Genomic DNA, 25,180 nt, shown 5'->3' on the forward strand with positions numbered 1-25,180 from the left:
TTGATTATTTCCACTCCAAAACAGCCCCGCCAATCCGCTTCACTCCACGGATTTTCCCCAAATCTTCCACCAATGCGAGCGCTGCTTTGTCCTTCGTCTTCGCTTCAATCATGAAATCAACATCCTGGCCGATTCTCTGAAGTATTTTTATCAACGGCAGTATGAATTCCGGGTCTACATAATCTGCATGCGATCGGTATGCTTTTTCCGATTTAGGGGAGGAGATATGGATTTTCGGCTTTAAGCCAGTCCGTTCCCACGTTGCAAAACCGACGGGAAGGATTTCCTCAAGCTCTGACTCGCACAGGTTCGCCATATGGTGGTGGTAATCGAACATGAACGGCACATCTTCCTTAACGCACGCGGCAAGTGTTTCTTCAGCATTATAAGTTTTATCGTCGTTTTCCAAAGTGGTGATTTTTTTGATATGGGCAGGGAGCCTGGCGAAGTTTTCATGAAATCGCACGATGGTTTCTTCCTTGTTTCCGTATGCCCCGCCAATGTGGATGTTGATGATCGCCTCGTTTTCAAGCCCCATCGCTTTGAGCATTCCGTAATGGTATTCCATATCAAGGATGGCATTTGCCGTTACTTCCTCCCTCGGCGAGGTGAACAATGTGAATTGATTCGGGTGGAAGCTTGTCCTCAATCCATACTTCTTTACGAGTGCTCCAATTTCAAGCCATTTTTCGCGAAAAGGCGTTACATAATCCCATTTCACTTCCGGGTGTGTGGCCAGCGGAGCGATTGAACTGGAGAACCGGTAAAGAGGGATATCATGAGCAATATTGTAATGTATCATTCTTTCTGTATTCACCAGGTTCTGGTAGGTCACGGAAAGCAATTTTCCATATCGTTCTTCTTTAGGCAGCTGTCCGTAACGCGCAAATGTCAGTGCCTTCGACGGGGAAGCATCCCACAAGCTGATGGCAGTGGAGACATATCCAAGCCGAATGATCATAATGAAACTCCTTCATTGTCCGAAGCAGCTTAATAAGGCTCCGGTTATTATACTTATAAAAAATAAGAAATCGTACGCGCTGCTGTCTCCTTGATCGATAGCAATGGATTGACGCGGTTAAAGTCCTGGAGATTGGCCTTTTGCGAATTCAGGATATCTTCTGTCAGGATGTGCTTTATTTTTTTTATAAAATCAGGATCATAAATCAAACAGTTCAATTCATAATTTAAAAACATGCTTCTTTTATCAAAATTGGCTGTTCCGACATCACATACCTTATCATCAATCAACACGATCTTTGCATGGTAAAAGCCCTTCAGATATTGATAGACATCGGCTCCATCCGTAAGGAGAGTTCTTAAATAAGGAAGGGATGCTTCTTTTACAAGGACATGATCTGCCGTGAAAGGTACGAGAACCGTAACGGAAACCCCCCTTTTAATCGCATTACGCAAAAGGTCAAAAACTCTTTTGCTTGGAATGAAATAAGGTGTGCCAATGAATATCGATTTCTGCGCCTGGCTGATCAAATCTGAAAACAGCTCCTCTAGCAGAATTCCTTCAGTGGGAATGAGCTTGTGGCTGAACGGCCCCTTTTCCAATGGAGGAAAATATGCCTTGTCCTGAAGAAGGTTCACTTTCGCAGCTGCTCGCCAATCCTTCAAAAATTCTCTTTGCAGATCCATAACTCCTTCACCGGTCATTTTGAGATGATAATCGCGCCAGGGCGACAGCTTTGGATCCTGGTTAAAATATTCCTTTCCAATATTAAACCCGCCAAGGTAAGCGATGCGGCCGTCAATGACAGAGATTTTGCGATGGTTCCGCACCTGCGACGAATAAAACAGGAACGGAAATTTGGGTGTTTGGGAATAAGCGAATTCTACACCGGCATCCTTTAACGACTGGATTGTTTTCCGTTTCAACCCGCTGCCGACCCAGTCAACCAGGAGTCGGACTTCGACGCCAGCCTGTGCTTTTTCTTTTAAAATGGAGAGGAATTCTTGGCTAATTTTATCATCCTGGACGATGTAAAACAGAATATGGATGTGCTGCTTAGCCTTTTTTATTTCGGAAAAAAGGTTGTCGAACAGTTCAGGCCCCTTTGTGAAGATTTCGAGGTTACTTTCCCGGACTGGTAAAACATTAGTATTAGCATTGGCCAGGTGCTTTTTTCGGCCAAGCATGAAGTCTGCGCAGACCCACAAGGCAAGCCCGGCTATTATCAAAAATATGATCGATCCAAGCCCCATAGCGATTCGGCTCCCTTTAAAGTATTTCCATTTATTTTTGCCGAAAACGCTTGATATATGTTATGTTCCTGTAAAAGAGGAAGTATAAACAATTTTCAGAAATGAAAGGAAATGAGTTGACTGAATGCTCATTCATTATATAATGGAAATAAGGGTATATTCAGAAAATTGGATTGTTTAAAAATTTTCATCCAAAACCAGCATCGAAAGGGGTAATTGATTTTATGGACGGTTTGCTTTGGATCAATCTTATCGCGTTCTTGATTGTAACCGCTTACGCAGTCAGTTTGTTTGTTTATGTGGTTAAGACAAGAATCGAATACATCAAGCTCGGCAAGAAATCAGAGTTCGATGATGATGTAAAAGAGCGGGTAAGAAGAATTTGGGTTCATGTATTTGGCCAGAAAAGGCTCTTGAAGGACAAGAAAAGCGGTATTATTCACGTTATGTTTTTCTATGGATTTATCCTTGTCCAGTTCGGAGCAATTGATTTTATCTGGAAGGGATTGAAGCCGGGTTCGCATTTGCCGCTTGGGCCGTTATATCCAGGTTTCACGTTTTTTCAGGAAATCGTAACATTGACGATACTTGTTGCAGTTGTATGGGCATTTTATCGACGATATGTTGAAAAGCTCGTCCGTTTGAAGCGCGGTTTTAAAAATGGTCTTGTGCTGCTGTTCATCGGAGGCTTGATGCTCTCTGTATTGCTAGGTAACGGAATGGGCATGATCTGGCATGGGCATGAAGGAACATGGACAGAACCTGTTGCGTCACTGATCGCAGCAGCATTCAGCGGAATTCCTCAGGCAGCTGCCATCACTATTTTCTATATTGCATGGTGGATTCATCTGCTGTTCCTGCTGGCATTCCTCGTTTACGTGCCGCAATCCAAGCACGCACACTTAATCGCTGGCCCGGCCAATGTTTATTTGACCAAGGTTGATGCGCCAGGAAAGATCAAGAAAATCGATTTTGAAGATGAAACGCAGGAAACGTTCGGTGCAGGTAAAATCACCGACTTCAACTATGAGCAGATGATCGACTTCTACGCATGCGTTGAGTGCGGCCGCTGTACGAATATGTGTCCGGCAACCGGCACAGGGAAAATGCTGTCGCCAATGGACCTGATCGTCAAGCTGCGCGACCATTTGACGCTGCATGGTGCAGCTGTGACATCCAAGCAGCCATGGGTTCCGACGTTTGCTTTTTCAAACACCAAGGGCAACCAGATCGCAATGGCGGCTGCTGGACAGGGTGCAAATGAAGCTGCTGCTGGCCTTGCTTACAATCCAAGCATGATCGGCGATGTCATTACAGAAGAAGAAATCTGGGCGTGTACGACTTGCCGCAACTGTGAAGACCAGTGTCCGGTCATGAACGAGCATGTTGACAAAATCATCGACCTCCGCCGTTACCTTGTATTGACGGAAGGCAAAATGGACGCAGACGCACAGCGCGCAATGACCAATATTGAGCGCCAGGGCAACCCTTGGGGCTTGAACCGCAAGGAAAAAGAAAACTGGCGTGAGCTTCGCGATGATGTTGTCATTCCTACGGTAAAAGAAATGAAAAAGGCAGACGAAGAATTTGAATACTTATTCTGGGTTGGCGCGATGGGTTCATTTGACAACCGCAGCCAGAAGATTGCCCTTTCGTTCGCTAAGCTATTGAACGAAGCAGGCGTCAAGTTCGCCATCCTTGGCAACAAGGAAAAGAATTCCGGTGATACACCGCGCCGTCTTGGCAACGAGTTCTTGTTCCAAGAGCTTGCGACCAAAAATATTGAAGAATTCGAGAAAAATGAAGTGAAGAAGATCGTAACGATCGACCCTCACGCATACAATATCTTTAAAAACGAGTACCCTGACTTCGGCTTTGAAGGTGAAGTTTACCACCATACTGAGCTTCTTGCGCAATTGGTGAAAGAAGGCAAGCTTGTACCGAAGCATGCAGTGAACGAAACAATTACCTTCCATGATTCCTGCTACCTTGGAAGATACAACGAGGTTTATGACGCACCACGTGACATCCTCAAGGCGATCCCAGGCGTGGACCTGAAGGAAATGGAACGCAACCGCGATACAGCAATGTGCTGCGGAGCCGGCGGCGGCTTGATGTGGATGGAAGAAGAAACAGGACACAGAATCAACGTTGCCCGTACAGAGCAGGCGTTGTCAGTAAATCCATCCGTCATCAGTTCCGGATGTCCGTACTGCCTGACGATGCTTTCAGATGGAACGAAGGCGAAGGAAGTAGAAGAAAACGTCGATACACTGGATGTTGCAGAACTGCTTGAAAAATCCGTTTTCGGTGAAATCAAACAGCTTGTTTCATAAGATAAAATAATACTCCAACCTGAATAGTAGAAATTGACTCACCATAAAAATTCGACATAAGACAGAATTTTTAGCAAAGTGTTTCAATTTCTACTATTTTTAAAGTAAAATGAATAGTATGATAAAGCGCTTTCATTTTTCTTCATCAAGAAACCACCTTTGAACCTCTCAGAATCAACAACAAGCATATTTTTTTGGATCAGTTTCGAGCGAGCGTTCAGTCAATCAATGACGACTGGGTGCCAATTTATTTTTTATTTTTCAAATTTAATAGATTACAAGGGAGAGATGGCACATGGGTAAAACGGTCATTTTAGCAGGGGCAAGAACACCTTTTGGCAAGCTTGGCGGAGCGCTTAGCGGTTTTACTGCCAGCCAGCTTGGCGGTATCGCAATTAAAGAAGCATTGGCACGTGCAGAGGTTAAACCAGAGGAAGTAGGAGAAGTCATTCTAGGCTCAGTTCTCCAGGGTGGCCAGGGGCAGCTACCTTCTCGCCAGGCAGCGAGAGAAGCGGGCCTTCCTTGGGAAGTGCAGACCGAAACAATCAACAAGGTGTGTGCTTCTGGCATGCGCAGCTTGACGCTCGGCGACCAGATTATCCGTGCAGGTGATGGGGAAGTGATTGTTGCCGGCGGCATGGAATCGATGAGCAACGCACCGTACCTGCTGCCGAAGGCTCGCTGGGGCTTGAGGATGGGCGATGGACAGGTGAAGGATTTAATGATCCACGACGGTCTGACATGCAGCTTTAAAGGTGTTCATATGGGCACGTACGGAAACGAAGTAGCGAAAGAATTCGAAATCAGCCGCGAGGAGCAGGACGACTGGGCATACCGCAGCCATCAGCGCGCCATCGAAGCGATCGAATCAGGAAAGCTTGCTGAAGAAATCGTTCCTGTAGAAGTTCCGCAGCGAAAGGGAGAACCAATTCTTGTGGAGCACGACGAATCGCCAAGAAAAGATACATCGCTTGAAAAGCTTGCGAAGCTGGGCTCCGTTTTCAATTCAGACGGCACAATCACTGCCGGTAATGCACCAGGCATCAATGACGGCGCGGCAGCCCTCGTACTCATGAGCGAAGAACGTGCTCAGCGTGAAGGCCGGACACCGCAGGCAGTAATCCTGTCACATGCGGCAATCGCAACTGAAGCAAAGGACTTCCCGAAAACACCAGGATTGGTAATTAATGAGCTATTAAAGAAAACAGGCAAGACACTCGAGGAAATCGACCTTTTTGAAATCAACGAGGCTTTTGCGGCTGTCGCTTTGACAAGCGGACGCATTGCAAACCTAGATCCTGAGAAAGTGAATGTGAACGGTGGTGCGGTCGCCCTCGGACACCCGATTGGTGCGAGCGGGGCACGCATCATCCTGACACTTATGCATGAACTGAAGCGCCGCGGCGGCGGGGTCGGCATTGCGGCCATCTGTTCAGGCGGCGGCCAGGGAGATGCAGTGATGATCGAAGTTCCGAAGCAATAACCAACTTTTGAAATTACCTTTGGAGGGCAGCAGCAAGTTGTCCTCCATCGTCATGAAATAATTTTTTTAGAGAAAGTAAAACGTCAAGCGTAACAAAAAGAGCTTAACAGGAGGAGAAACGATGAGTGTTAAAACAATTATGGTAATTGGTGCGGGACAAATGGGTTCAGGCATTGCCCAGGTGTGCGCGCAAGCTGGATACAGTGTGTTTTTGAATGACCTTAAATCTGAATTCGTTGACCGCGGACTGGCAGGGATCAGGAAGAACCTTAACCGCCAGGTAGACAAAGGGCGGATGACTTCCGAACAGCTGGATGAGGTTGTAGGCAGAATCACTTCTTCAAGTGACTTGCAGGATGCTGCAAAGGTTGACCTCGTCATCGAGGCAGCAGTTGAAAATATGGACATCAAAGTGAAAATCTTTGCCCAGCTCGATGAAATTGCGCCAGCACACGCCATCCTTGCTTCTAATACTTCATCTCTGCCGATTACTGAGATTGCTGCAGCCACAAAACGTCCGGAAAAAGTGATTGGCATGCACTTCATGAACCCGGTACCAGTGATGAAGCTTGTGGAAATCATCCGCGGCCTTGCGACTGCTGATGAGGTGTATCAAACAATCGAGGACATCACTAAAACGCTTGGAAAAGTTCCGGTTGAAGTTAATGATTTTCCAGGCTTTGTCTCAAACCGCATCCTGATGCCGATGATCAATGAAGCGATCTACACATTGTACGAGGGGGTCGCAACAAAGGAAGCGATCGACGAAGTCATGAAGCTAGGTATGAACCATCCAATGGGACCGCTGACACTTGCGGATTTTATCGGCCTCGACACTTGCCTCTACATCATGGAAACACTGCATGAAGGGTTCGGCGACGACAAGTATCGTCCTTGCCCGCTATTAAGGAAATACGTGAAAGCAGGCTGGCTCGGCAAAAAATCAGGCCGCGGCTTCTATACTTACGAGTAATTACTTTTTTAGTTGGTCCATACATAGAAACCTTTTAGTTGTGGCTTTATGTATGGACACGGGGAGGGTTAAAAATGAATCTAAGATTTACGGAAGAGCAGGAAATGATGCGCAAGATGGTCCGTGACTTTGCTCAAAGTGAAATTGCGCCGTTTGTCGAGAAAATGGAGGAAGGCGAGTTCCCCAGGGGAATTTTAAAGAAGATGGGTGAGCTGGGACTGATGGGAATTCCGGTGCCGGAAGAGTACGGCGGTTCTGAGATGGACTTTATTTCCTATATCATCGCGATCCATGAAATATCGAAGGTTAGCGCGACTGTAGGCGTCATTCTATCTGTTCATACTTCGGTTGGAACAAATCCGATTCTTTACTTCGGAACGGAAGAGCAAAAGCAAAAATATGTGCCGAAGCTGGCAGCAGGCGAATACCTCGGGGCATTCTGCCTAACGGAACCTAGCGCAGGGTCGGATGCCGCAAGCATGAAAACGCGTGCGGTCAAGAAAGATGACCATTATGTATTGAACGGCTCGAAAGTGTTCATTACAAACGGCGGCGAAGCGGATGTATACATTGTCTTTGCGTCAACTAATCCAGACGCAGGCCCTAAGGGAGTTTCGGCTTTTATCGTCGAAAAAGACACGCCGGGCTTCATCGTCGGAAAAGATGAACACAAAATGGGCCTATATGGTTCCAGGACAGTCCAGCTTACTTTTGAAGATATGAAGGTTCCTGCTGAAAACCTGCTTGGCCAGGAAGGCGAAGGATTCAAAATCGCAATGAGCAATCTTGACTCCGGTAGGATCGGCATTGCCGCACAGGCACTCGGAATTGCGGAAGCGGCTTTAGAGGCAGCAACAGATTATGCGAAAGAACGAGTACAGTTTGGCAAACCTATCGCCGCCCAGCAAGGCGTCGGCTTCAAGCTTGCCGATATGGCTACCTCAGTTGAAGCTGCAAAACTATTAATCTATCGAGCTGCCCAGCTTCGGTCAGAAGGCCAGAAGTGCGGACTCGAAGCATCAATGGCAAAACTTTTCGCTTCAAGGACGGCAGTAGAAGTGACGACAGAAGCAATCCAGGTGTTCGGCGGCTATGGCTATACAAAAGATTACCCAGTTGAACGCTACTTCCGCGATGCTAAAGTAACCGAAATCTACGAGGGTACGAGCGAGATTCAGAAGATCGTTATTAGCAAGCAGCTATAAAGGCATCATCAATAGGGATTGAGTCCCAAAGTCCGCAGATCAGTCGAAAAAAGGTCACCAATAGAGGTTATTGGCGCCCAAAAAAGGTTGATCGGCGAAAAAGAGGTCACCAACGAGGCGTATTGGCTCCCGAAACCGGCTGGATGGTAAAAAAGAGGTCACCAATAGAGGTTATTGGCGCCCGAAAAAGGTTGATCGGCGAAAAAGAGGTCACCAATAGAGGTTATTGGCGCCAAAAAAAGGTTGATTGGCGAAAAAGAGGTCACCAACGAGCCGTATTGGCTCCCGAAACGGCTGAATGGAAAAAAAGAGGTCATCAATGATTCCGATTTGGCATGCATTTGTGCTGGGAATCCTGAAAACTACCAATCTAAACAAACAGTAACGGAGGAAACAAAAATGAATTTTCGATTATCCGAAGAACATGAAATGATCCGAAAAATGGTCCGTGACTTTGCCAGGAACGAAGTGGCTCCGACAGCTGCTGAGCGTGACGAAGAAGAGCGTTTCGACCGCGAGATTTTTGACAAGATGGCTGAGCTTGGCCTGACAGGTATCCCATGGCCTGAAGAATACGGCGGCATTGGCAGCGATTATCTAGCATACTGCATCGCGGTTGAAGAATTATCCCGTGTTTGTGCATCCACAGGTGTAATGCTGTCCGCTCACACATCACTTGCAGGCTGGCCGATCTACAAATTCGGCAACGAAGAGCAGAAACAAAAATACTTGAGGCCAATGGCTGAAGGTAAAAGTATCGGCGCTTACGGTCTTACTGAGCCAGGAAGCGGATCTGATGCTGGCGCAATGAGGACGACTGCGAAGGAAGACGGAGACCACTACGTGCTGAATGGTTCAAAAATATTCATCACAAATGGCGGCGTTGCAGACATTTATGTGGTGTTCGCGTTGACAGATCCATCCAGCAAGCATAAAGGAACGACTGCTTTCATCGTTGAAAGCAATTTCCCAGGATTCTCTGTCGGCAAGAAGGAGAAAAAGCTGGGAATCCGTTCATCTCCAACAACTGAAATCATCTTTGAAGATTGCCGCGTTCCAAAGGAAAATATCCTCGGTGAAGTCGGCGATGGCTTTAAAATTGCAATGATGACGCTTGATGGCGGCCGCAATGGCATCGCTGCACAGGCAGTAGGTATTGCACAGGGAGCGCTTGATGCAGCGGTTGATTATGCAAAGGAACGCCAGCAATTCGGCAAGCCAATTGCAGCGAATCAGGGAATCGGCTTCAAGCTTGCTGACATGGCGACATCAGTTGAAGCGTCAAGATTGTTGACGTACCAGGCTGCATGGCTAGAGTCAGAAGGACTTCCGTATGGCAAGGAATCAGCAATGTCCAAATTATTTGCAGGAGACACAGCAATGAAGGTCACAACTGAAGCAGTCCAGGTGTTCGGCGGCTACGGATACACGAAGGATTACCCAGTTGAACGCTTTATGCGCGACGCGAAAATCACCCAAATCTATGAAGGAACTCAGGAAATCCAGCGCCTTGTCATCTCAAGGATGCTGACGAAATAAGGCCTGATGGAATCAAATGGAGGGTAGATGTTGATGAAAAAGCGAGAAGTGCAGGCGTCGGTAAAAGACGAGCGACTTGTGAAAAAAAGGCGCGACCAGATGATCAAAGGGGCCGTTACCCTTTTCAAGCAGAAGGGCTTCCACCGCACGACGACCAGAGAGATTGCCCGGGCTTCAGGCTTTAGCATCGGTACCCTTTATGAATATATTCGCACGAAGGAAGATGTGCTATACCTTGTCTGTGACAGCATCTATGACGAGGTCCGCGAACGTCTCCAGGAGAACCTTGATACAAACCAGGGAACGCTTGAAAGCCTCAAGGTTGGGATTGCCAATTACTTCAAGGTCATGGACGACCTTCAGGATGAGGTACTTGTCATGTACCAGGAAGTAAAATCGCTTACGAAGGATGCTCTTCCTTACGTGCTGAAAAAAGAAATCGAGATGGTGGGGATGTTTGAGGATGTGATCCAGCGCTGCGTCGAAAATGGCGAGCTTGACCTGGATGAGAAGCACGTCAAAATCATTGCCCATGATATTTTCGTCCAGGGGCAGATGTGGGGATTCCGCCGATGGGCGCTGCAAAAATTGTACACTCTCGAAGAGTATACAGAGCTTCAGACCGAACTGCTTTTTAAGGGGATAAAGGGGTCGGAAATGAAATTAAGAACAGGGGGAACAAAATGAGTATGCCGGAAACGTATAAGCCAAAAAACCATATTCGCTTTGTGACAGCTTCAAGTTTATTTGACGGCCACGATGCCTCAATCAACATTATGAGAAGGATTCTCCAATCAATGGGCGCTGAGGTCATCCACCTTGGCCATAACCGCTCTGTTGAAGAGGTTGTGAATGCCGCGATCCAGGAAGATGCGCAGGGGATCGCCATTTCTTCATACCAGGGCGGACACGTCGAATATTTTAAGTATATGTACGACCTTTTGAAGGAAAAAGGTGCTTCTCACATCCGTATTTATGGCGGCGGTGGCGGTGTTATCATTCCGCGGGAAATAAAGGAACTTCATGAATACGGGATTGCCCGAATTTTTTCACCGGAAGACGGAAGAAAATATGGCCTTGACGGCATGATCGAGCAAATGATCAAGGAATGCGATTTCCCGACAGTGACAGCAGAAGGCGTGGAGGAAATCGAGAAGCTGGAGTCTGGTGATCCCAATGCCGTTGCAAAGCTCATTACTCTTGCTGAACAACATGTAGGTTCGGAAAAAGAAACGGCAGCCGCTGTGGAAACATTGATGGAAAAAGTCAAAACAATGACAAAGCAGGTTCCTGTAGTCGGGATTACCGGTACAGGCGGCGCGGGAAAAAGTTCACTGACGGATGAATTGATCAGAAGATTCATCAATGAGATTCCGGAAAAACGCGTAGCTATTTTGTCGGTAGATCCTACTAAGCAAAAAACAGGCGGCGCGCTGCTTGGAGACCGAATCCGCATGAATGCGATTTTCTCACCGCGCGTTTATATGCGCAGCCTTGCGACAAGGAAATCAAAGTCTGAGCTTTCACTGGCGATTAAAGATGCCATTGACGTGGTAAAAGCGGCAGGCTTTGACCTCGTAATCGTGGAAACAAGCGGAATCGGCCAGGGTGACGCTGAGATTACCGATGTCTGCGATGTATCGATGTACATTATGACAAGCGAATTTGGCGCGCCATCACAGCTTGAAAAAATTGACATGATTGATTTTGCTGACTTGATCGTCATCAATAAATTCGAGCGCAAAGGCTCTGAGGACGCAAAACGCCAGGTGCAGAAACAGTACCAGCGCAGCCATCTTCTTTGGGACAAAGAACTCGACGAGATGCCTGTGTACGGCACGATTGCCAGCCAGTTCAATGACCCTGGCACGAATGCGCTGTTTGCTGCCCTCGTGAATAAAATCAATGAAAAAGCAGGAACAACCTGGACGACATCCTTCGCTACTAGTGCTGTGGTTGAAAAGCAGAATGTCATCATTCCAAATGACCGCCGTTATTACCTGCGTGAGATTTCTGAAACGGTTCGCGGATACCACAGGCATGCGGCAGAGCAGGCAGAGCTCGCCCGCAGATTTTTCCAGATCGAAGGGACGATCCAATCTGTAAAGGAAAGCACAGCGAATGACGAAATAGTTTCTTCGCTTGAAGTACTAAAAGCAGAGCTTGAGAAAAAGCTGACACCTGAATCAAAATACATTCTTGAAAACTGGGAAGCATTAAAAGAAAAGTACAGTGCCGACAAGTTTGTAACGAAAATCCGTGATAAGGAAATCGTTACTGAATTGAAGACGAAGAGTTTGTCTGGCTTGATGATTCCTAAGGTAGCATTGCCGAGATACAAGGATTATGGCGAGATTTTACGCTGGGTATACCTTGAGAACGTACCGGGCAGCTTCCCCTACACAGCGGGCGTATTCCCGTTCAAGCGTGAAGGCGAGGATCCGAAGCGCCAGTTCGCAGGTGAAGGTACGCCGGAACGGACGAACCGCCGTTTCCATTACCTGTCCAAGGACGACAGCGCGAAACGTCTTAGCACTGCGTTCGACTCCGTCACTCTATACGGGGAAGACCCTGATTACCGGCCTGATATTTACGGTAAGGTTGGCGAGAGCGGTGTAAGCGTATGTACACTTGATGATATGAAAAAGCTGTATGCAGGATTTGACCTTTGCCATCCATCAACATCCGTATCGATGACGATCAACGGACCGGCTCCAATCATCCTGGCGATGTTCATGAACACGGCAGTTGAACAGCAGTTGGAAAAGAAAGAGGCAGAGCTTGGCCGCAAGCTGACGGAAGAGGAATTTGCAGGAATCAAGGAAATGACGCTGCAGACAGTCCGCGGTACTGTCCAGGCCGATATTTTAAAAGAAGACCAGGGACAAAATACTTGTATCTTCTCAACTGAATTCGCGCTAAGAATGATGGGCGATATCCAGCAGTATTTTATCGATGAGAAGGTTAGAAACTACTATTCAGTATCGATTTCCGGCTACCATATTGCCGAAGCGGGAGCTAACCCGATTTCCCAGCTTGCCTTCACACTTTCGAATGGCTTCACGTATGTAGAATACTATTTGAGCAGAGGCATGAAGATTGATGACTTTGCGCCAAACTTGAGCTTCTTCTTCTCCAACGGCCTTGACCCTGAGTATTCAGTGATCGGCCGCGTTGCCCGCCGCATCTGGGCAACAGTGATGAAAAATAAGTATGGTGCAAACGAACGAAGCCAGAAACTGAAGTATCATATCCAGACTTCAGGCCGTTCGCTGCATGCGCAGGAAATCGACTTCAACGATATCCGTACGACGCTGCAGGCCTTGATGGCGCTGCATGACAACTGTAATTCGCTTCATACGAATGCATATGACGAGGCCATCACCACGCCGACGGAAGAATCTGTCCGCCGCGCGATGGCGATCCAGATGATTATTACAAAAGAGCATGGTTTGACGAAGAACGAAAATCCTCTCCAGGGTGCGTTCATAATTGAAGAGCTTACAGACCTCGTAGAAGAAGCAGTGCTTCAGGAATTTGAACGGATCAATGACCGCGGCGGCGTGCTTGGTGCAATGGAAACGCAGTACCAGCGCGGGAAAATCCAGGACGAATCGATGCATTATGAAATGAAGAAGCATTCCGGAGAGCTGCCGATCATCGGCGTGAACACATACTTGAATCCGAACCCTCCATCAGAAGAGGACGTTGACAATATGGAGCTTGCCCGCGCGACCACTGAGGAAAAAGAAACGCAGATCCGCAATCTTGAATCATTCAAGGGCAAGAATAAGGAGCAATCCGAAGAAGCGCTTACACGATTGAAAGAAGCAGCTGTCAGCGGCGGCAATATTTTCGCAGAGCTGATGGAAACTGTAAAATACGCAAGCCTCGGACAAATCACCAGGGCACTCTATGAAGTTGGCGGGCAGTTCCGCAGGAATATGTAAGATGGAATTTGTCTAAACTAGATTTTGTTATAGAAGATTATTTATTTTAAAAATCACCAGTCAAGTTTAACTGAGTTTAAAACTAGAGAAGATTGTGTATAAAAGTAGAACGTGGCAACCGATAACCTTGCACTGAATCTTTTATTCGCAAAACGGCAGGATGGCTTGTAGGAAACTATAAGCCATCTTCCTTTTATCTGAAATCATTTTGGAAATAGTATATTTTTAAATACAAATTTCCAAAAATATCTTATATAATTATCTATAATCGTAAACTCAACTAGAGTTTGTTACATACGACCTACTTCAGGATGTGAATATATTGAGATCGGTGTTGCTTATTGCGGGCGCTGTTACCTTGTCTGGGGCCTTATACTATCTATATCAGCGTCAGCTCGGTGCCATATCTTTTTTCATTCTTTCGATTTTCTTCTTTTACCTTGCGTATGCCCAGCTTTCGAAAGGGAAAAAGGCTGGCTGGCAGACGGCAGTCAAGAGAAGCGAAAAAAGAGGAGAAAACGACAGATAAAACTAGCATAAAGGTTTGGAATTTGTTTATAATGTAGAATATGCATTCTGGGATATTTTCCTTGTTATCGGACGCAAGGCCGGGTAAGGCCTGGAATAGAGAAAGGAAGTGCGAAGATTGAGTTTAAAACATTACTCAAAAGAAGAGCTTCAAGAAATGTCATTTATTGAAGTTGCATTCGAATTATTAAAAGAAAAGAAGCAGGCAGTTACATTCAAGGAACTGACGGATGAAATCACGAAGATTCTTGGACTGAACAAAGCCGATCTAACTGAAAAAATGGTTCAGTTCTATACAGATTTAAACATAGATGGACGTTTCATGTCCCAGAGTGAATCACGCTGGGGGCTTCGCGTTTGGTACCCGGTTGACCAAATGGAAGAAGACAACGTCACTACAGTCAAGCCTAAGAAGAAGAAATCTAAGAAGGCCGTTGATGAGGACGATATCGACTTCGATGAAATCGATGAGGACGAACTCGACTACGACGATATCGACGAATTCGATGAAGATGACGACGATGATCTTCTCGATGAGGACGATGACGATGAGGATCTTCTCGATGAGGACGAAGAAATCGAAGACACTGAAGACTTCGACGATGACGATGAGCTCCTGGATGAGGAAGAAGAAGAAGAAGATCTTCCTCTCGAGGACGAAGAATTGGACGAAGACGAAGATCTTTAATTCACGGCTTGACTTTTAATAAGCCCGAATGTAGAATACTTTTTGGGCTCCTTAAAAAAGGACGATTATTTAAAACAGCGACAAAACGCTCCCCATACACTGTATGTGGGGCGTTTTTTTTGTTTTTTCAAAAAAACAAATTTAACCCCCGGCACTCGGTCCAAATATAAAGCCGAACTACCTTATTGGGCCGCATGGAAAAGTGAAAAATTTTATTAATAAATCAATTAAACAGGTACATATTGTACAAACTGTTTGATGAGGGGGATTACATTATGGCAAAGTATATTTTTGTTACTGGCGGCGTAGTTTCGTCACTAGGAAAAGGAATCACAGCAGCATCCCTTGGCAGACTGCTGAAAAACAGGGGGATGAACGTAACAATCCAGAAATTCGATCCTTATATCAACGTGGATCCTGGGACGATGAGCCCATATCAGCATGGTGAAGTATTCGTTACAGATGACGGTGCTGAAACGGATTTGGACCTTGGCCACTACGAGCGTTTCATTGATATTAACCTGAACAAATACTCTAACGTTACAACAGGTAAAATTTACTCAACAGTTTTGAAAAAAGAACGCCGCGGCGACTATCTTGGCGGAACAGTGCAGGTCATCCCGCACATCACGAATGAAATCAAAGACCGTGTATTCCGTGCCGGAAAAGAAACTGGTGCAGATGTTGTCATTACGGAAATCGGCGGTACAGTAGGGGACATCGAATCCCTGCCATTCCTTGAAGCAATCCGCCAGATTAAGAACGATGTCGGCCGCGACAATGTCATGTACGTTCACTGTACATTGGTTCCTTATATCAAAGCAGCTGGAGAAATGAAGACGAAGCCAACTCAGCACAGTGTAAAAGAACTTCGCAGCCTTGGCATCCAGCCAAACATCATCGTGCTTCGTACAGAAATGCCGATTTCACAGGACATGAAGGACAAGATTGCCCTGTTCTGTGACATTGACAAGGATGCGGTAATTGAAGCTGCAGATGCAGATACACTTTATTCCATTCCTTTGGCACTTCAGGAACAGAAAATGGACCAGTTAGTATGCGATCACTTCAAGCTGGATTGCGGCCAAGCGGATATGACTGAGTGGAATGCGCTTGTAGAAAAGGTTACTCACCTTTCTGGCAAAACAAGAATCGCTCTTGTAGGGAAATACGTAGAGCTTCAAGACGCGTACATCTCTGTTGTTGAATCATTGAAGCACGCTGGCTATGCATTCGACAGCGACATCGAAATCAAATGGGTAAACTCTGAGGAAGTAACAACAGAAAACGTCGTTGAATTGCTGGATGACGCTGACGGAATCCTTGTTCCTGGCGGTTTTGGCGACCGTGGAATTGAAGGTAAAATCCTTGCTACTCAATACGCTCGCGAGAACAAAGTACCATTCTTCGGAATCTGCCTTGGCATGCAGCTTGCATCAGTAGAATTTGCCCGCAACGTTCTTGGGCTTAAGGATGCTCACTCAGCAGAAATCATGCCAAGTACGCCTTATCCAATCATCGACCTTCTGCCAGAACAGAAGGATATCGAAGACCTTGGCGGAACGCTACGCCTTGGCCTGTACCCATGTAAGCTTACTGAAGACACAAAAGCATTCGCTGCTTACAACGACGATTTGATTTATGAACGCCACCGTCATCGATACGAGTTCAACAATGAATACCGCCAGGCAATGGAAAAAGAAGGCTTCCTATTCTCAGGAACAAGCCCAGACGGCCGCCTGGTAGAAATCATCGAATTAAAAGATCACCCGTGGTTCCTGGCATCCCAGTTCCACCCGGAATTCACATCAAGACCAACACGTCCGCAGCCATTATTCAGAGACTTCATTGAAGCATCAATCAAGTCACGCAAGTAATTTGCGGGAAAATATGCAAAAAGCCGATACATTTCTTAAAAATGTACCGGCTTTTTTTGCATTATTATAAGGGGTGGCTATTAATAACTAGACTGTTGATTTCCCTTCCAGCAGCTTCGCTTTCCACTCAATCAACAGAGCTTAAAATCAACAGGAACCTACACACAGCCTTATTTAAAATAATCGACAGGGTTTCACAAGCTAAATTGAAGTTTTAACCAGTAGTTGAAAACTAGTATTCCTCTAAAATTTCCTCAATCGTGAACTTCAAGCCGAAGTAGACATACAGCGCGGCGATCGAAGTAGGGAAGCCGACTCTGTTGCCTGATTCATCCGGCAAAAGTCCTTTTTTAATCCGCAAATCGATGTGGACGTCTGCCAGATTATGCAATCCTTCTCCATCGTTTTCACCGCGGATTGTGGAAATTGCCACGAACGGTATTCCTTTTTCCTGCAGTTTGCGGGCAATATGAACAGCTTCTTCATCATCTGTATAGCGGCTTATAATCATTACCCGGTCTGCAGCCTCCAGCTCGGCTTCATCTGTCAATACAGCGGAAGCTTGCAATGGTTCCTCACCATAAACTGCTTCAAGGCCAATCGCCTGCATTTCTTTTGTTCCGAAAAAATAGATCGTACCCTCTCCAGCAGCAGCCTGAGCCAGCAGCCGGGCCGCGTCTTCCATCGAGAATTCTTCTTTTTCCTGAAGTCTATTAAACAATCCAGTTAACTGTGTCGAAAACATTTTTAACATAAAGCACCTCCGTCTTTGCCAATATTGATTATAAAGGACTACAATGAGAAGGTAAAATGGTCCTGTCGAAAAATAACTTTAAAAATATGGCAGGAATTTTAAGGAATTTCACGAAATATGTAAGTGGGGATTAAACGAAGATCGTTTCCTGGACAAAAAACATTTAAAATGACACTACTTACTTAGGGGGAAAAGGCGGCATGAAAGAAAAAATACTAATTGTTGACGACCAGTTTGGCATCAGAATTCTACTTAACGAAGTGCTGCAAAAAGAAGGTTATCAAACGTATCAAGCTGCGAATGGCGTCCAGGCCCTGGATATCGTGAAGAAGCATCCACCAGATCTCGTTCTTTTGGACATGAAAATCCCGGGTATGGATGGAATTGAAATTTTAAAAAGGATGAAGGTCATCGATCCTGATATCCGTGTCATCATCATGACTGCTTATGGGGAGCTTGATATGATCCAGGAAGCGATGGATTTGGGAGCACTCACTCATTTTGCCAAGCCGTTCGATATCGACGATATACGTGCAGCTGTAAAAAAATATTCGCAACCTGTCTCGTAAAGATTTTTCCAGAAAGCAGACCGATAAAAATCAAATACATAGCTACTCCCTCTCAAGTCTTTTGAGGGGGATTTTTCCTGTGAAAGAGGTCTGGATTTTCCGCGTTCAATGGTTTTGAAACGTCGAATCATCGAGTTTGCAGACTAGTAAAATTATTGATAGCGCTTGCTTTATAGCATTTTTATGACACTTGCAAAAACAAGGCCTGAACAATGGCAATTCTAATTTTCTTTTGGTATGATACTTATGAATTCCACAGGATCAGTTCGTTTTGATGATTGCCATCTCGGGTACATAATCAAAAGCAGAGAAGGAAAACCTTTAAAATGGTAGCATAGTCAAAAAGAATATTGATCATAACGAAGGAGGAAAAACAATGCCTTTAGTTTCAATGACTGAAATGCTGAAAAAAGCGAATGCAGAAGGCTACGCTGTTGGGCAATTTAACCTAAATAACCTTGAGTTCACTCAAGCAATCCTTCAGGCTGCAGAAGCTGAGAAATCACCAGTAATCCTTGGTGTTTCTGAAGGTGCTGCACGCTACATGGGCGGCTTCAAGACTGTTGTCAAAATGGTAGAAGGTTTGATGGAGGACTATAAAACTACAGTTCCTGTCGCAATCCACCTTGACCATGGTTCAAGCTTCGATAAGTGTAAAGAAGCAATCGATGCAGGTTTCACATCTGTTATGATCGATGCTTCACACGGTCCTTTCGAAGAGAACGTTGAAATCACTTCAAAAGTGGTAGAATACGCTCATTCAAAAGGTGTTTCTGTTGAAGCTGAATTGGGAGTAGTCGGCGGACAGGAAGATGATGTCATTGCTGATGGCGTGATCTATGCTGACCCTAAAGAGTGTGAAGAACTTGTTCAGCGCACTGGCATCGACTGCCTGGCTCCTGCACTTGGATCTGTTCACGGTCCTTACAAAGGCGAACCAAACCTTGGTTTCAAGGAAATGGAAGAAATCAACAAAACTGCAGGCGTACCACTAGTATTGCATGGCGGAACTGGTATCCCAACAAAAGATATCCAGAAGTCCATCTCTTTCGGTACGGCTAAGATCAATGTTAACACTGAAAACCAAATCGCTTCTGCTAAAGCAGTTCGTGAAACTCTAGCTGCTAAGCCGGAAGAGTACGATCCACGTAAATACCTAGGACCTGCTCGTGATGCTATCAGAGAAACTGTAGCTGGCAAAATGCGCGAATTCGGTTCTTCTAATAAAGCGTAAAAGCAATAAAATTTTGTTATAATTAAAACCGCCTTAACCAAGGCGGTTTTTATCGATTTATATATGATTGAAAATTTTGTCGACTGGAGGCGTTTACAAATGAAGTTTTTTATCGATACTGCCAATATGGAAGAAATTCGCGAAGCCTATGCACTGGGAATTTTATCAGGGGTGACAACGAATCCTTCCCTTGTAGCAAAAGAAAAGGATGTTAAGTTTGAAGACCGCTTGAAGGAAATCACTGAATTAGTTCCTGGATCCGTCAGCGCGGAAGTCATCGCACTTGATGCAGAAGGGATGATCAGGGAAGGCAAGGAACTTGCGGCGATCGCTCCTAATATCACGATCAAAGTTCCAATGACTCCAGATGGCCTAAAGGCAGTTTCTGTCTTTTCAAAAGAGGGAATCAAGACAAACGTAACACTTGTGTTCAGTGCAAATCAGGCATTGCTTGCTGCAAGAGCCGGAGCTACATACGTTTCTCCATTCCTTGGAAGGTTGGATGACATCGGTCACAATGGTTTAGATTTGATTTCCACAATCGCTGATATCTTCACAATCCATGGCATCGAAACTGAAATCATCGCAGCTTCCATCCGCCATCCGCAGCACGTGACAGATTCCGCATTAAGAGGTGCTCACATCGCAACCGTTCCTTACAAAGTCATCCAGCAAATGTTCAGCCACCCGCTGACAGACAAAGGAATCGAAGCATTCTTGAAAGACTGGGAATCTCGCGGGCAGTAATTATTAAAATTGTCCAGCTGTGGCTCCTAACTCCTCGAGACGCTTCGGTCCTGCCAATGAAGTCAAAGAACGACTTCACTGTCAGGCCCTCCAGCGCTTGTCGGAGTTGAACAGTCGCCTCCGCTTTTTGTTTAGGAACTTTTACCCAATTTCAACTTTTTTGCATTTTATTACATGAAATTGGGAATATCGTGTAAACTAGAGGAATAGAAAACTGTCGGAATCTGACTTAATGGTATGGAAAAATATTCCTATTAAATTCCGAAGAAATTCAATCTAAATTCTAATCAAAGAAGAGCCTATACCGGTCTTAGCTGATACATTGTTTGCATCTCCAGCTTGACCTTGAGACATCACGGCTTAGAAGGGAGTCATAAATGGAAAAGCTTAAGATTGCAGGCGGTTATCCATTAAAAGGAACAGTTCGGGTCAGTGGCGCCAAAAATAGCGCGGTTGCCTTGATCCCCGCAACGATTCTAGCTGAATCGCCTGTAACCATTGAAGGTTTGCCAGATATTTCCGACGTTCACATGCTAAAGGATTTAATGGAGGAAATCGGCGGTTCTGTTGAATTTTCGAACAATGAAATGACGGTTGATCCGTCTTCCATGATTTCCATGCCTTTGCCGAATGGAAAAGTGAAAAAGCTGCGAGCTTCATACTATCTGATGGGGGCAATGCTTGGACGTTTCAAAAAGGCTGTCATCGGACTTCCTGGCGGCTGCCACTTAGGGCCAAGGCCAATTGACCAGCATATAAAAGGGTTCGAAGCACTTGGTGCAAGCGTGACGAATGAGCAGGGAGCGATTTACCTGCGCGCGGAGGAGCTTCGCGGAGCGCGTATTTATTTAGATGTCGTCAGTGTCGGAGCAACGATCAATATCATGCTCGCCGCTGTTCGTGCCAAAGGCCGTACTGTCATTGAAAATGCTGCGAAAGAACCGGAAATCATTGATGTCGCTACATTGCTCACAAATATGGGAGCGAAAATCAAAGGTGCTGGTACTGACGTAATCAGGATCGATGGGGTAGACGAGCTTCACGGCTGCCGCCACACAATCATTCCTGACCGGATTGAGGCAGGAACATATTTGATTCTTGGTGCTGCGATCGGGGAAGGTGTAACGATCGACAATGTCATTCCTCAGCACATTGAGTCACTTGTGGCCAAGCTGAAGGAAATGGGAGTTCATATTGAAGCCAGCGATGAACAAATCTTCGTCGGTCCGGCGGATAAATATAAGGCCGTTGATATTAAAACTCTGGTTTATCCAGGGTTTCCTACCGACCTGCAGCAGCCATTCACATCGCTGCTGACACGGGCAGAGGGCTCGAGCGTTGTAACGGATACAATTTACGGTGCGCGCTTCAAGCATATCGACGAGCTAAGAAGAATGAATGCCAATATCAAGGTAGAGGGCAGGTCGGCAATCATCAGTGGTCCGGTCAAATTACAGGGAGCTAAGGTGAAGGCCAGCGACCTCCGTGCCGGAGCGGCTCTTGTCATCGCCGGTTTGATGGCGGAAGGCGTTACCGAGATTACCGGTGTTGACCATATCGACCGCGGCTACAGCCATATCGTTGATAAGCTGAATGGCCTTGGTGCCACAATTTGGCGTGAAGATATGACATCTGAAGAGCAAGAAGAGGTAAAAAAATCATAAAAAGTATAGTACAATAGAGCTGTACAATACAAATAGTGGAGCTAATGCTTATCCGAATGGTAATATAGTATAACCTATTTGACTATCGAGCCGTTATTTGCGGCTGCATCAAATTTTTGCTTCCTAAGCAGTTACAGAGACATAATCGGCAACGAGGAGAATGCTGACTTATGGAAAGGACTGAATAGGAAGCGATGGATGGTATACCTTTTCGGTTAGCATTAGCCCCTTTCATGATTAGGGGATGATCATATGGAACGTAGCTTAACGATGGAGCTTGTCCGGGTAACAGAAGCAGCTGCGCTTGCTTCGGCGCGCTGGATGGGACGCGGAAAAAAAGACGAAGCTGATGATGCTGCAACTTCGGCAATGAGAGATGTTTTTGACACGATTCCGATGAAAGGCACGGTCGTTATCGGCGAAGGGGAAATGGACGAAGCGCCGATGCTGTATATCGGTGAAAAGCTTGGGACAGGCTATGGCCCGCGTCTTGATGTTGCTGTCGATCCTTTGGAAGGAACGAACATCGTTGCTTCTGGCGGCTGGAATGCGCTTGCGGTTCTTGCAGTGGCAGACAACGGCAATTTGCTGCATGCGCCCGATATGTACATGGATAAACTTGCGGTAGGACCCGAAGCGGTAGGAATGGTCGATATCAATGCTTCCGTTCTTGATAACCTTAGAGCAGTCGCAAAAGCGAAGAACAAGGATATTGAAGATGTCGTTGCAACAGTTTTGAACCGTCCGCGCCATGAGCACATCATTGCCCAGCTTCGTGAAGCAGGTGCAAGGATCAAACTGATCAACGATGGAGATGTTGCAGGCGCAATCAACACGGCGTTCGATACTACAGGCGTTGATATCCTGTTTGGTTCAGGCGGAGCACCGGAGGGTGTAATCGCAGCGGTAGCTTTGAAAAGCCTCGGCGGCGAAATCCAGGGTAAATTGCTTCCGCAAAATGAGGCAGAGCTCGAGCGTTGCATAAAGATGGGCATCGATGTCAATAAAGTCCTCCTTATGGAAGACTTCGTCCGTGGTGACGACGCAATTTTCGCAGCAACTGGCGTAACCGATGGTGAGCTGCTTAAAGGCGTTCAGTTCAAAGGCTCTTACGGTTCGACTCATTCAGTTGTTATGCGTGCGAAATCAGGCACAGTCCGCTTTATCGAAGGCCAGCACAGCTTGAAGAAAAAGCCGCACTTAGTAATGAAATAATATTTTTTTATAAGTCAACTGCAAACCCTTACAAACAAGCTCCCTTTATCGCATTCTGTAGATAGAGGGAGCTGATTTAAAAATATATTGATTATTTTTCCTGTTTAAGGGTAAAATGAAAATTGTTTTAAAATATTATTACAAAGAGAAACTCATGAAACCTTCATTAAATCCTTCTTACATCCTTCAAAGGAAACTCATTTCTTCTTTTTCCATCCATACGCTTAAAAATTCTAATACATTTTTTATGGAGGAAATCGAAATATCTTAAGGCGTGGTGACATTATGGAAGTAAATATTTCAAGCTTAGAAAATATGAAATTAAAAGAGCTTTATGAGCTGGCAAAGGAATATAAAGTCTCTTACTACAGCAAATTATCGAAAAAAGAACTGATTTTTGCCATTCTTAAAGCTCGTGCGGAACAACAGGGTTATTTTTTCATGGAAGGTGTCCTGGAAATCATCCAATCGGAAGGCTTTGGTTTCTTGCGTCCAATCAATTATTCGCCTAGCTCTGAGGACATTTATATCTCAGCCTCACAGATTCGCCGCTTTGACTTACGAAATGGTGATAAAGTATCCGGTAAGGTACGTCCGCCAAAGGAAAATGAGCGTTATTTCGGCCTGCTTCAGGTAGAGGCAGTCAATGGCGACGACCCAGAATCTGCAAAGGAAAGGGTGCACTTCCCTGGATTAACTCCTTTATATCCTGACCGCCAGATGAAATTGGAGACAACCCATAGTAAGGTTTCGACAAGAATCATGGATGTCCTCGCACCTGTAGGCTTTGGACAGCGCGGCTTGATCGTTGCTCCGCCAAAGGCTGGTAAAACGATGCTAATCAAAGAAATCGCCAACAGCATCACGACAAACCATCCCGAGGCAGAACTGATCGTGCTGCTGATCGATGAGCGTCCGGAAGAGGTAACCGATATCGAACGTTCTGTAGCAGGCGATGTTGTCAGCTCAACATTCGATGAAGTGCCGGAAAACCACATCAAGGTCGCGGAGCTTGTGCTTGAAAGGGCAATGCGTCTCGTTGAACATAAACGCGATGTCATCATCTTGATGGACAGCATCACTCGCCTTGCGCGAGCGTACAACCTGGTCATCCCGCCAAGCGGTCGGACACTTTCCGGCGGTATTGACCCGGCAGCGTTCCACCGTCCGAAGCGTTTCTTTGGTGCTGCGCGTAACATCGAGGAAGGCGGCAGCTTGACGATCCTTGCGACTGCACTTGTTGATACAGGTTCACGTATGGATGATGTCATCTATGAGGAATTCAAGGGAACAGGAAACATGGAGCTTCACCTTGACCGTGCACTTGCCGAAAGAAGGATCTTCCCGGCAATCGACATCCGCAGATCCGGAACTCGTAAGGAAGAACTGCTTATTCCAAAGGACCACCTTGATAAGCTCTGGGCAATCCGCAAATCGATGTCGGATTCACCGGACTTCTCGGAAAAATTCCTTCGCAAGTTAAGGCAGTCAAAATCGAATGAGGACTTCTTTGCCGTCCTTGGCGAGGAAATGAAAGGCAACACCAAGCGTTCTTAACTTCCTTATTGTGGAATATAAAACAAGCTTGAAAAATATAAAAGTCCTTGTTATACTATGTACAGTGTGTTTTTACAAAAACGGTATGAACTAGATTCGCCGTTGATTATAACTCTGTTTCGGATATGATTCAGGGCGGAAGGAGATGAAAAGAATGAAATCAGGAATTCATCCAAACTACAAAACAGTTAAGGTGACTTGCGCATGCGGAAACGAATTTGAAACTGGTTCTGTAAAGAACGAGATTCGCGTTGAAACTTGCTCTGAGTGCCATCCTTTCTATACTGGACGTCAAAAGTTTGCTGAAGCTGGCGGACGTGTTGACCGCTTCAACAAAAAATACGGCCTTAAGAACGAACAAGAACAACAGTAATAGCAGAATTCAAAAAACAGGCAAGAAGCTTTGTGACTTGCCTGTTTTTTTATTGTCTATAAATAGTTGTACTTTGGGGTACATATATATAAATCTTAATTTTTCGTGCTGTTAAATTAGACTGTTGATTTCCGTTCCATGCGCTTCGCTTTCCGCGGGGCTGGCGGTGAGCCTCCTCGTCGCAAGCTCCTGCGGGGTCTCACCTGTCCAGCTGATCCCGCAGGAGTCTGCGCGCCTTCCACTCCAATCAACAGGGTTAATTAACAACATGAAG

The 25,180-nt window shown here is 45.8% G+C and carries 20 protein-coding genes; 17 read left to right on the forward strand and 3 right to left on the reverse strand.

Translation table 11 applies throughout. The annotated features are described in order from the left end of the window. Nucleotides 1–4: 4 nt before the first annotated feature. Both uvsE and cls read right to left on the reverse strand, forming a co-directional pair. A complete protein-coding gene (gene uvsE / locus M3204_RS09165; RefSeq protein WP_251480918.1) occupies nt 5–961 on the reverse strand; it encodes a UV DNA damage repair endonuclease UvsE in 957 nt (318 codons plus the stop codon). Nucleotides 962–1,014: 53 nt separating this feature from the next. Further along, nucleotides 1,015–2,214 carry a cardiolipin synthase gene (gene cls, locus M3204_RS09170; protein ID WP_251480919.1) on the reverse strand — a complete coding sequence of 400 codons (1,200 nt, stop codon included), beginning with the start codon at nt 2,212–2,214 and terminating at the stop codon, nt 1,015–1,017. A 224-nt stretch (nt 2,215–2,438) separates the two neighbouring features. Here cls and M3204_RS09175 point away from each other — a divergent pair, with 224 nt between their 5' ends. The 10 genes from M3204_RS09175 to M3204_RS09220 all read left to right on the forward strand — a co-directional run bounded on the left by M3204_RS09175 (nt 2,439) and on the right by M3204_RS09220 (nt 16,793). Then, nucleotides 2,439–4,550: a heterodisulfide reductase-related iron-sulfur binding cluster gene (locus tag M3204_RS09175; protein WP_251480920.1), complete on the forward strand. Its 2,112-nt coding sequence runs from the start codon at nt 2,439–2,441 to the stop codon at nt 4,548–4,550. Between the two features lie 295 nt (nt 4,551–4,845). Then, nucleotides 4,846–6,033, forward strand: a complete 1,188-nt coding sequence (locus M3204_RS09180; RefSeq protein WP_251480921.1) for an acetyl-CoA C-acetyltransferase — start codon at nt 4,846–4,848, stop codon at nt 6,031–6,033. A gap of 121 nt (nt 6,034–6,154) precedes the next feature. Next, a complete protein-coding gene (locus M3204_RS09185) occupies nt 6,155–7,006 on the forward strand; it encodes a 3-hydroxybutyryl-CoA dehydrogenase (protein ID WP_251480922.1) in 852 nt (283 codons plus the stop codon). Between the two features lie 74 nt (nt 7,007–7,080). Further along, nucleotides 7,081–8,211: an acyl-CoA dehydrogenase gene (locus M3204_RS09190; RefSeq protein ID WP_251480923.1), complete on the forward strand. Its 1,131-nt coding sequence runs from the start codon at nt 7,081–7,083 to the stop codon at nt 8,209–8,211. 399 nt (nt 8,212–8,610) lie between these two features. After that, nucleotides 8,611–9,750 (forward strand): acyl-CoA dehydrogenase, encoded by a 1,140-nt coding sequence (locus tag M3204_RS09195; RefSeq protein ID WP_251480924.1) that lies wholly within the window; start codon nt 8,611–8,613, stop codon nt 9,748–9,750. Nucleotides 9,751–9,783: 33 nt separating this feature from the next. Next, nucleotides 9,784–10,437 carry a TetR/AcrR family transcriptional regulator gene (locus M3204_RS09200; RefSeq protein ID WP_251480925.1) on the forward strand — a complete coding sequence of 218 codons (654 nt, stop codon included), beginning with the start codon at nt 9,784–9,786 and terminating at the stop codon, nt 10,435–10,437. Nucleotides 10,438–10,439: 2 nt separating this feature from the next. Beyond that, complete coding sequence (gene icmF / locus M3204_RS09205) at nt 10,440–13,700, forward strand: fused isobutyryl-CoA mutase/GTPase IcmF (protein ID WP_251481046.1); 3,261 nt, start codon at nt 10,440–10,442, stop codon at nt 13,698–13,700. Nucleotides 13,701–14,031: 331 nt separating this feature from the next. After that, nucleotides 14,032–14,229 (forward strand): hypothetical protein, encoded by a 198-nt coding sequence (locus M3204_RS09210; RefSeq protein WP_251481047.1) that lies wholly within the window; start codon nt 14,032–14,034, stop codon nt 14,227–14,229. A gap of 108 nt (nt 14,230–14,337) precedes the next feature. Further along, on the forward strand, nt 14,338–14,916 hold the full coding sequence (gene rpoE / locus M3204_RS09215) for a DNA-directed RNA polymerase subunit delta (protein ID WP_353057606.1): 579 nt from the start codon (nt 14,338–14,340) through the stop codon (nt 14,914–14,916). Nucleotides 14,917–15,191: 275 nt separating this feature from the next. Next, nucleotides 15,192–16,793: a CTP synthase gene (locus M3204_RS09220; protein WP_251480927.1), complete on the forward strand. Its 1,602-nt coding sequence runs from the start codon at nt 15,192–15,194 to the stop codon at nt 16,791–16,793. Between the two features lie 232 nt (nt 16,794–17,025). Here M3204_RS09220 and M3204_RS09225 read toward each other — a convergent pair whose 3' ends face one another. Continuing rightward, complete coding sequence (locus M3204_RS09225; protein ID WP_251480928.1) at nt 17,026–17,547, reverse strand: DUF2529 family protein; 522 nt, start codon at nt 17,545–17,547, stop codon at nt 17,026–17,028. 200 nt (nt 17,548–17,747) lie between these two features. On the opposite strand from M3204_RS09225, the gene M3204_RS09230 reads away from it, so the two are divergent. The 7 genes from M3204_RS09230 to rpmE all read left to right on the forward strand — a co-directional run bounded on the left by M3204_RS09230 (nt 17,748) and on the right by rpmE (nt 24,906). Next, the gene (locus M3204_RS09230) at nt 17,748–18,116 is read left to right on the forward strand and encodes a response regulator (protein WP_251480929.1); all 369 of its coding nucleotides are present in this window, start codon (nt 17,748–17,750) and stop codon (nt 18,114–18,116) included. Nucleotides 18,117–18,492: 376 nt separating this feature from the next. Then, nucleotides 18,493–19,350, forward strand: a complete 858-nt coding sequence (locus M3204_RS09235) for a class II fructose-bisphosphate aldolase (RefSeq protein ID WP_251480930.1) — start codon at nt 18,493–18,495, stop codon at nt 19,348–19,350. 99 nt (nt 19,351–19,449) lie between these two features. Next, nucleotides 19,450–20,097 (forward strand): fructose-6-phosphate aldolase, encoded by a 648-nt coding sequence (gene fsa, locus M3204_RS09240; protein ID WP_251480931.1) that lies wholly within the window; start codon nt 19,450–19,452, stop codon nt 20,095–20,097. Nucleotides 20,098–20,474: 377 nt separating this feature from the next. Beyond that, nucleotides 20,475–21,761: a UDP-N-acetylglucosamine 1-carboxyvinyltransferase gene (locus M3204_RS09245; protein ID WP_251480932.1), complete on the forward strand. Its 1,287-nt coding sequence runs from the start codon at nt 20,475–20,477 to the stop codon at nt 21,759–21,761. A gap of 252 nt (nt 21,762–22,013) precedes the next feature. Then, nucleotides 22,014–22,976: a class II fructose-bisphosphatase gene (glpX, locus tag M3204_RS09250; RefSeq protein WP_251480933.1), complete on the forward strand. Its 963-nt coding sequence runs from the start codon at nt 22,014–22,016 to the stop codon at nt 22,974–22,976. Nucleotides 22,977–23,261: 285 nt separating this feature from the next. Further along, the gene (gene rho / locus M3204_RS09255; protein WP_251480934.1) at nt 23,262–24,533 is read left to right on the forward strand and encodes a transcription termination factor Rho; all 1,272 of its coding nucleotides are present in this window, start codon (nt 23,262–23,264) and stop codon (nt 24,531–24,533) included. Nucleotides 24,534–24,687: 154 nt separating this feature from the next. Further along, nucleotides 24,688–24,906, forward strand: coding sequence for a 50S ribosomal protein L31 (gene rpmE, locus M3204_RS09260; RefSeq protein ID WP_251480935.1), 219 nt, complete (start codon nt 24,688–24,690; stop codon nt 24,904–24,906). Nucleotides 24,907–25,180: the final 274 nt, after the last annotated feature.

The sequence above is a fragment of the Mesobacillus subterraneus genome (assembly GCF_023715485.1).
GTDB classification, from domain to species: domain Bacteria; phylum Bacillota; class Bacilli; order Bacillales; family Cytobacillaceae; genus Mesobacillus; species Mesobacillus subterraneus_B.

Bases quoted from the DNA above. Each gene is read 5' to 3' on its own strand.
- M3204_RS09190 (WP_251480923.1), top strand. From the start codon at position 7,081: ATGAATCTAAGATTTACGGAAGAGCAGGAAATGATGCGCAAGATGGTC.
- M3204_RS09235 (WP_251480930.1), top strand. From the start codon at position 18,493: ATGCCTTTAGTTTCAATGACTGAAATGCTGAAAAAAGCGAATGCAGAA.
- uvsE (WP_251480918.1), bottom strand. From the start codon at position 961: ATGATCATTCGGCTTGGATATGTCTCCACTGCCATCAGCTTGTGGGAT.
- M3204_RS09245 (WP_251480932.1), top strand. From the start codon at position 20,475: ATGGAAAAGCTTAAGATTGCAGGCGGTTATCCATTAAAAGGAACAGTT.
- M3204_RS09220 (WP_251480927.1), top strand. From the start codon at position 15,192: ATGGCAAAGTATATTTTTGTTACTGGCGGCGTAGTTTCGTCACTAGGA.
- cls (WP_251480919.1), bottom strand. From the start codon at position 2,214: ATGGGGCTTGGATCGATCATATTTTTGATAATAGCCGGGCTTGCCTTG.
- glpX (WP_251480933.1), top strand. From the start codon at position 22,014: ATGGAACGTAGCTTAACGATGGAGCTTGTCCGGGTAACAGAAGCAGCT.
- M3204_RS09230 (WP_251480929.1), top strand. From the start codon at position 17,748: ATGAAAGAAAAAATACTAATTGTTGACGACCAGTTTGGCATCAGAATT.
- rpmE (WP_251480935.1), top strand. From the start codon at position 24,688: ATGAAATCAGGAATTCATCCAAACTACAAAACAGTTAAGGTGACTTGC.
- M3204_RS09200 (WP_251480925.1), top strand. From the start codon at position 9,784: ATGAAAAAGCGAGAAGTGCAGGCGTCGGTAAAAGACGAGCGACTTGTG.
- M3204_RS09225 (WP_251480928.1), bottom strand. From the start codon at position 17,547: ATGTTAAAAATGTTTTCGACACAGTTAACTGGATTGTTTAATAGACTT.
- rho (WP_251480934.1), top strand. From the start codon at position 23,262: ATGGAAGTAAATATTTCAAGCTTAGAAAATATGAAATTAAAAGAGCTT.
- fsa (WP_251480931.1), top strand. From the start codon at position 19,450: ATGAAGTTTTTTATCGATACTGCCAATATGGAAGAAATTCGCGAAGCC.
- M3204_RS09195 (WP_251480924.1), top strand. From the start codon at position 8,611: ATGAATTTTCGATTATCCGAAGAACATGAAATGATCCGAAAAATGGTC.
- M3204_RS09185 (WP_251480922.1), top strand. From the start codon at position 6,155: ATGAGTGTTAAAACAATTATGGTAATTGGTGCGGGACAAATGGGTTCA.
- M3204_RS09180 (WP_251480921.1), top strand. From the start codon at position 4,846: ATGGGTAAAACGGTCATTTTAGCAGGGGCAAGAACACCTTTTGGCAAG.
- M3204_RS09175 (WP_251480920.1), top strand. From the start codon at position 2,439: ATGGACGGTTTGCTTTGGATCAATCTTATCGCGTTCTTGATTGTAACC.
- icmF (WP_251481046.1), top strand. From the start codon at position 10,440: ATGCCGGAAACGTATAAGCCAAAAAACCATATTCGCTTTGTGACAGCT.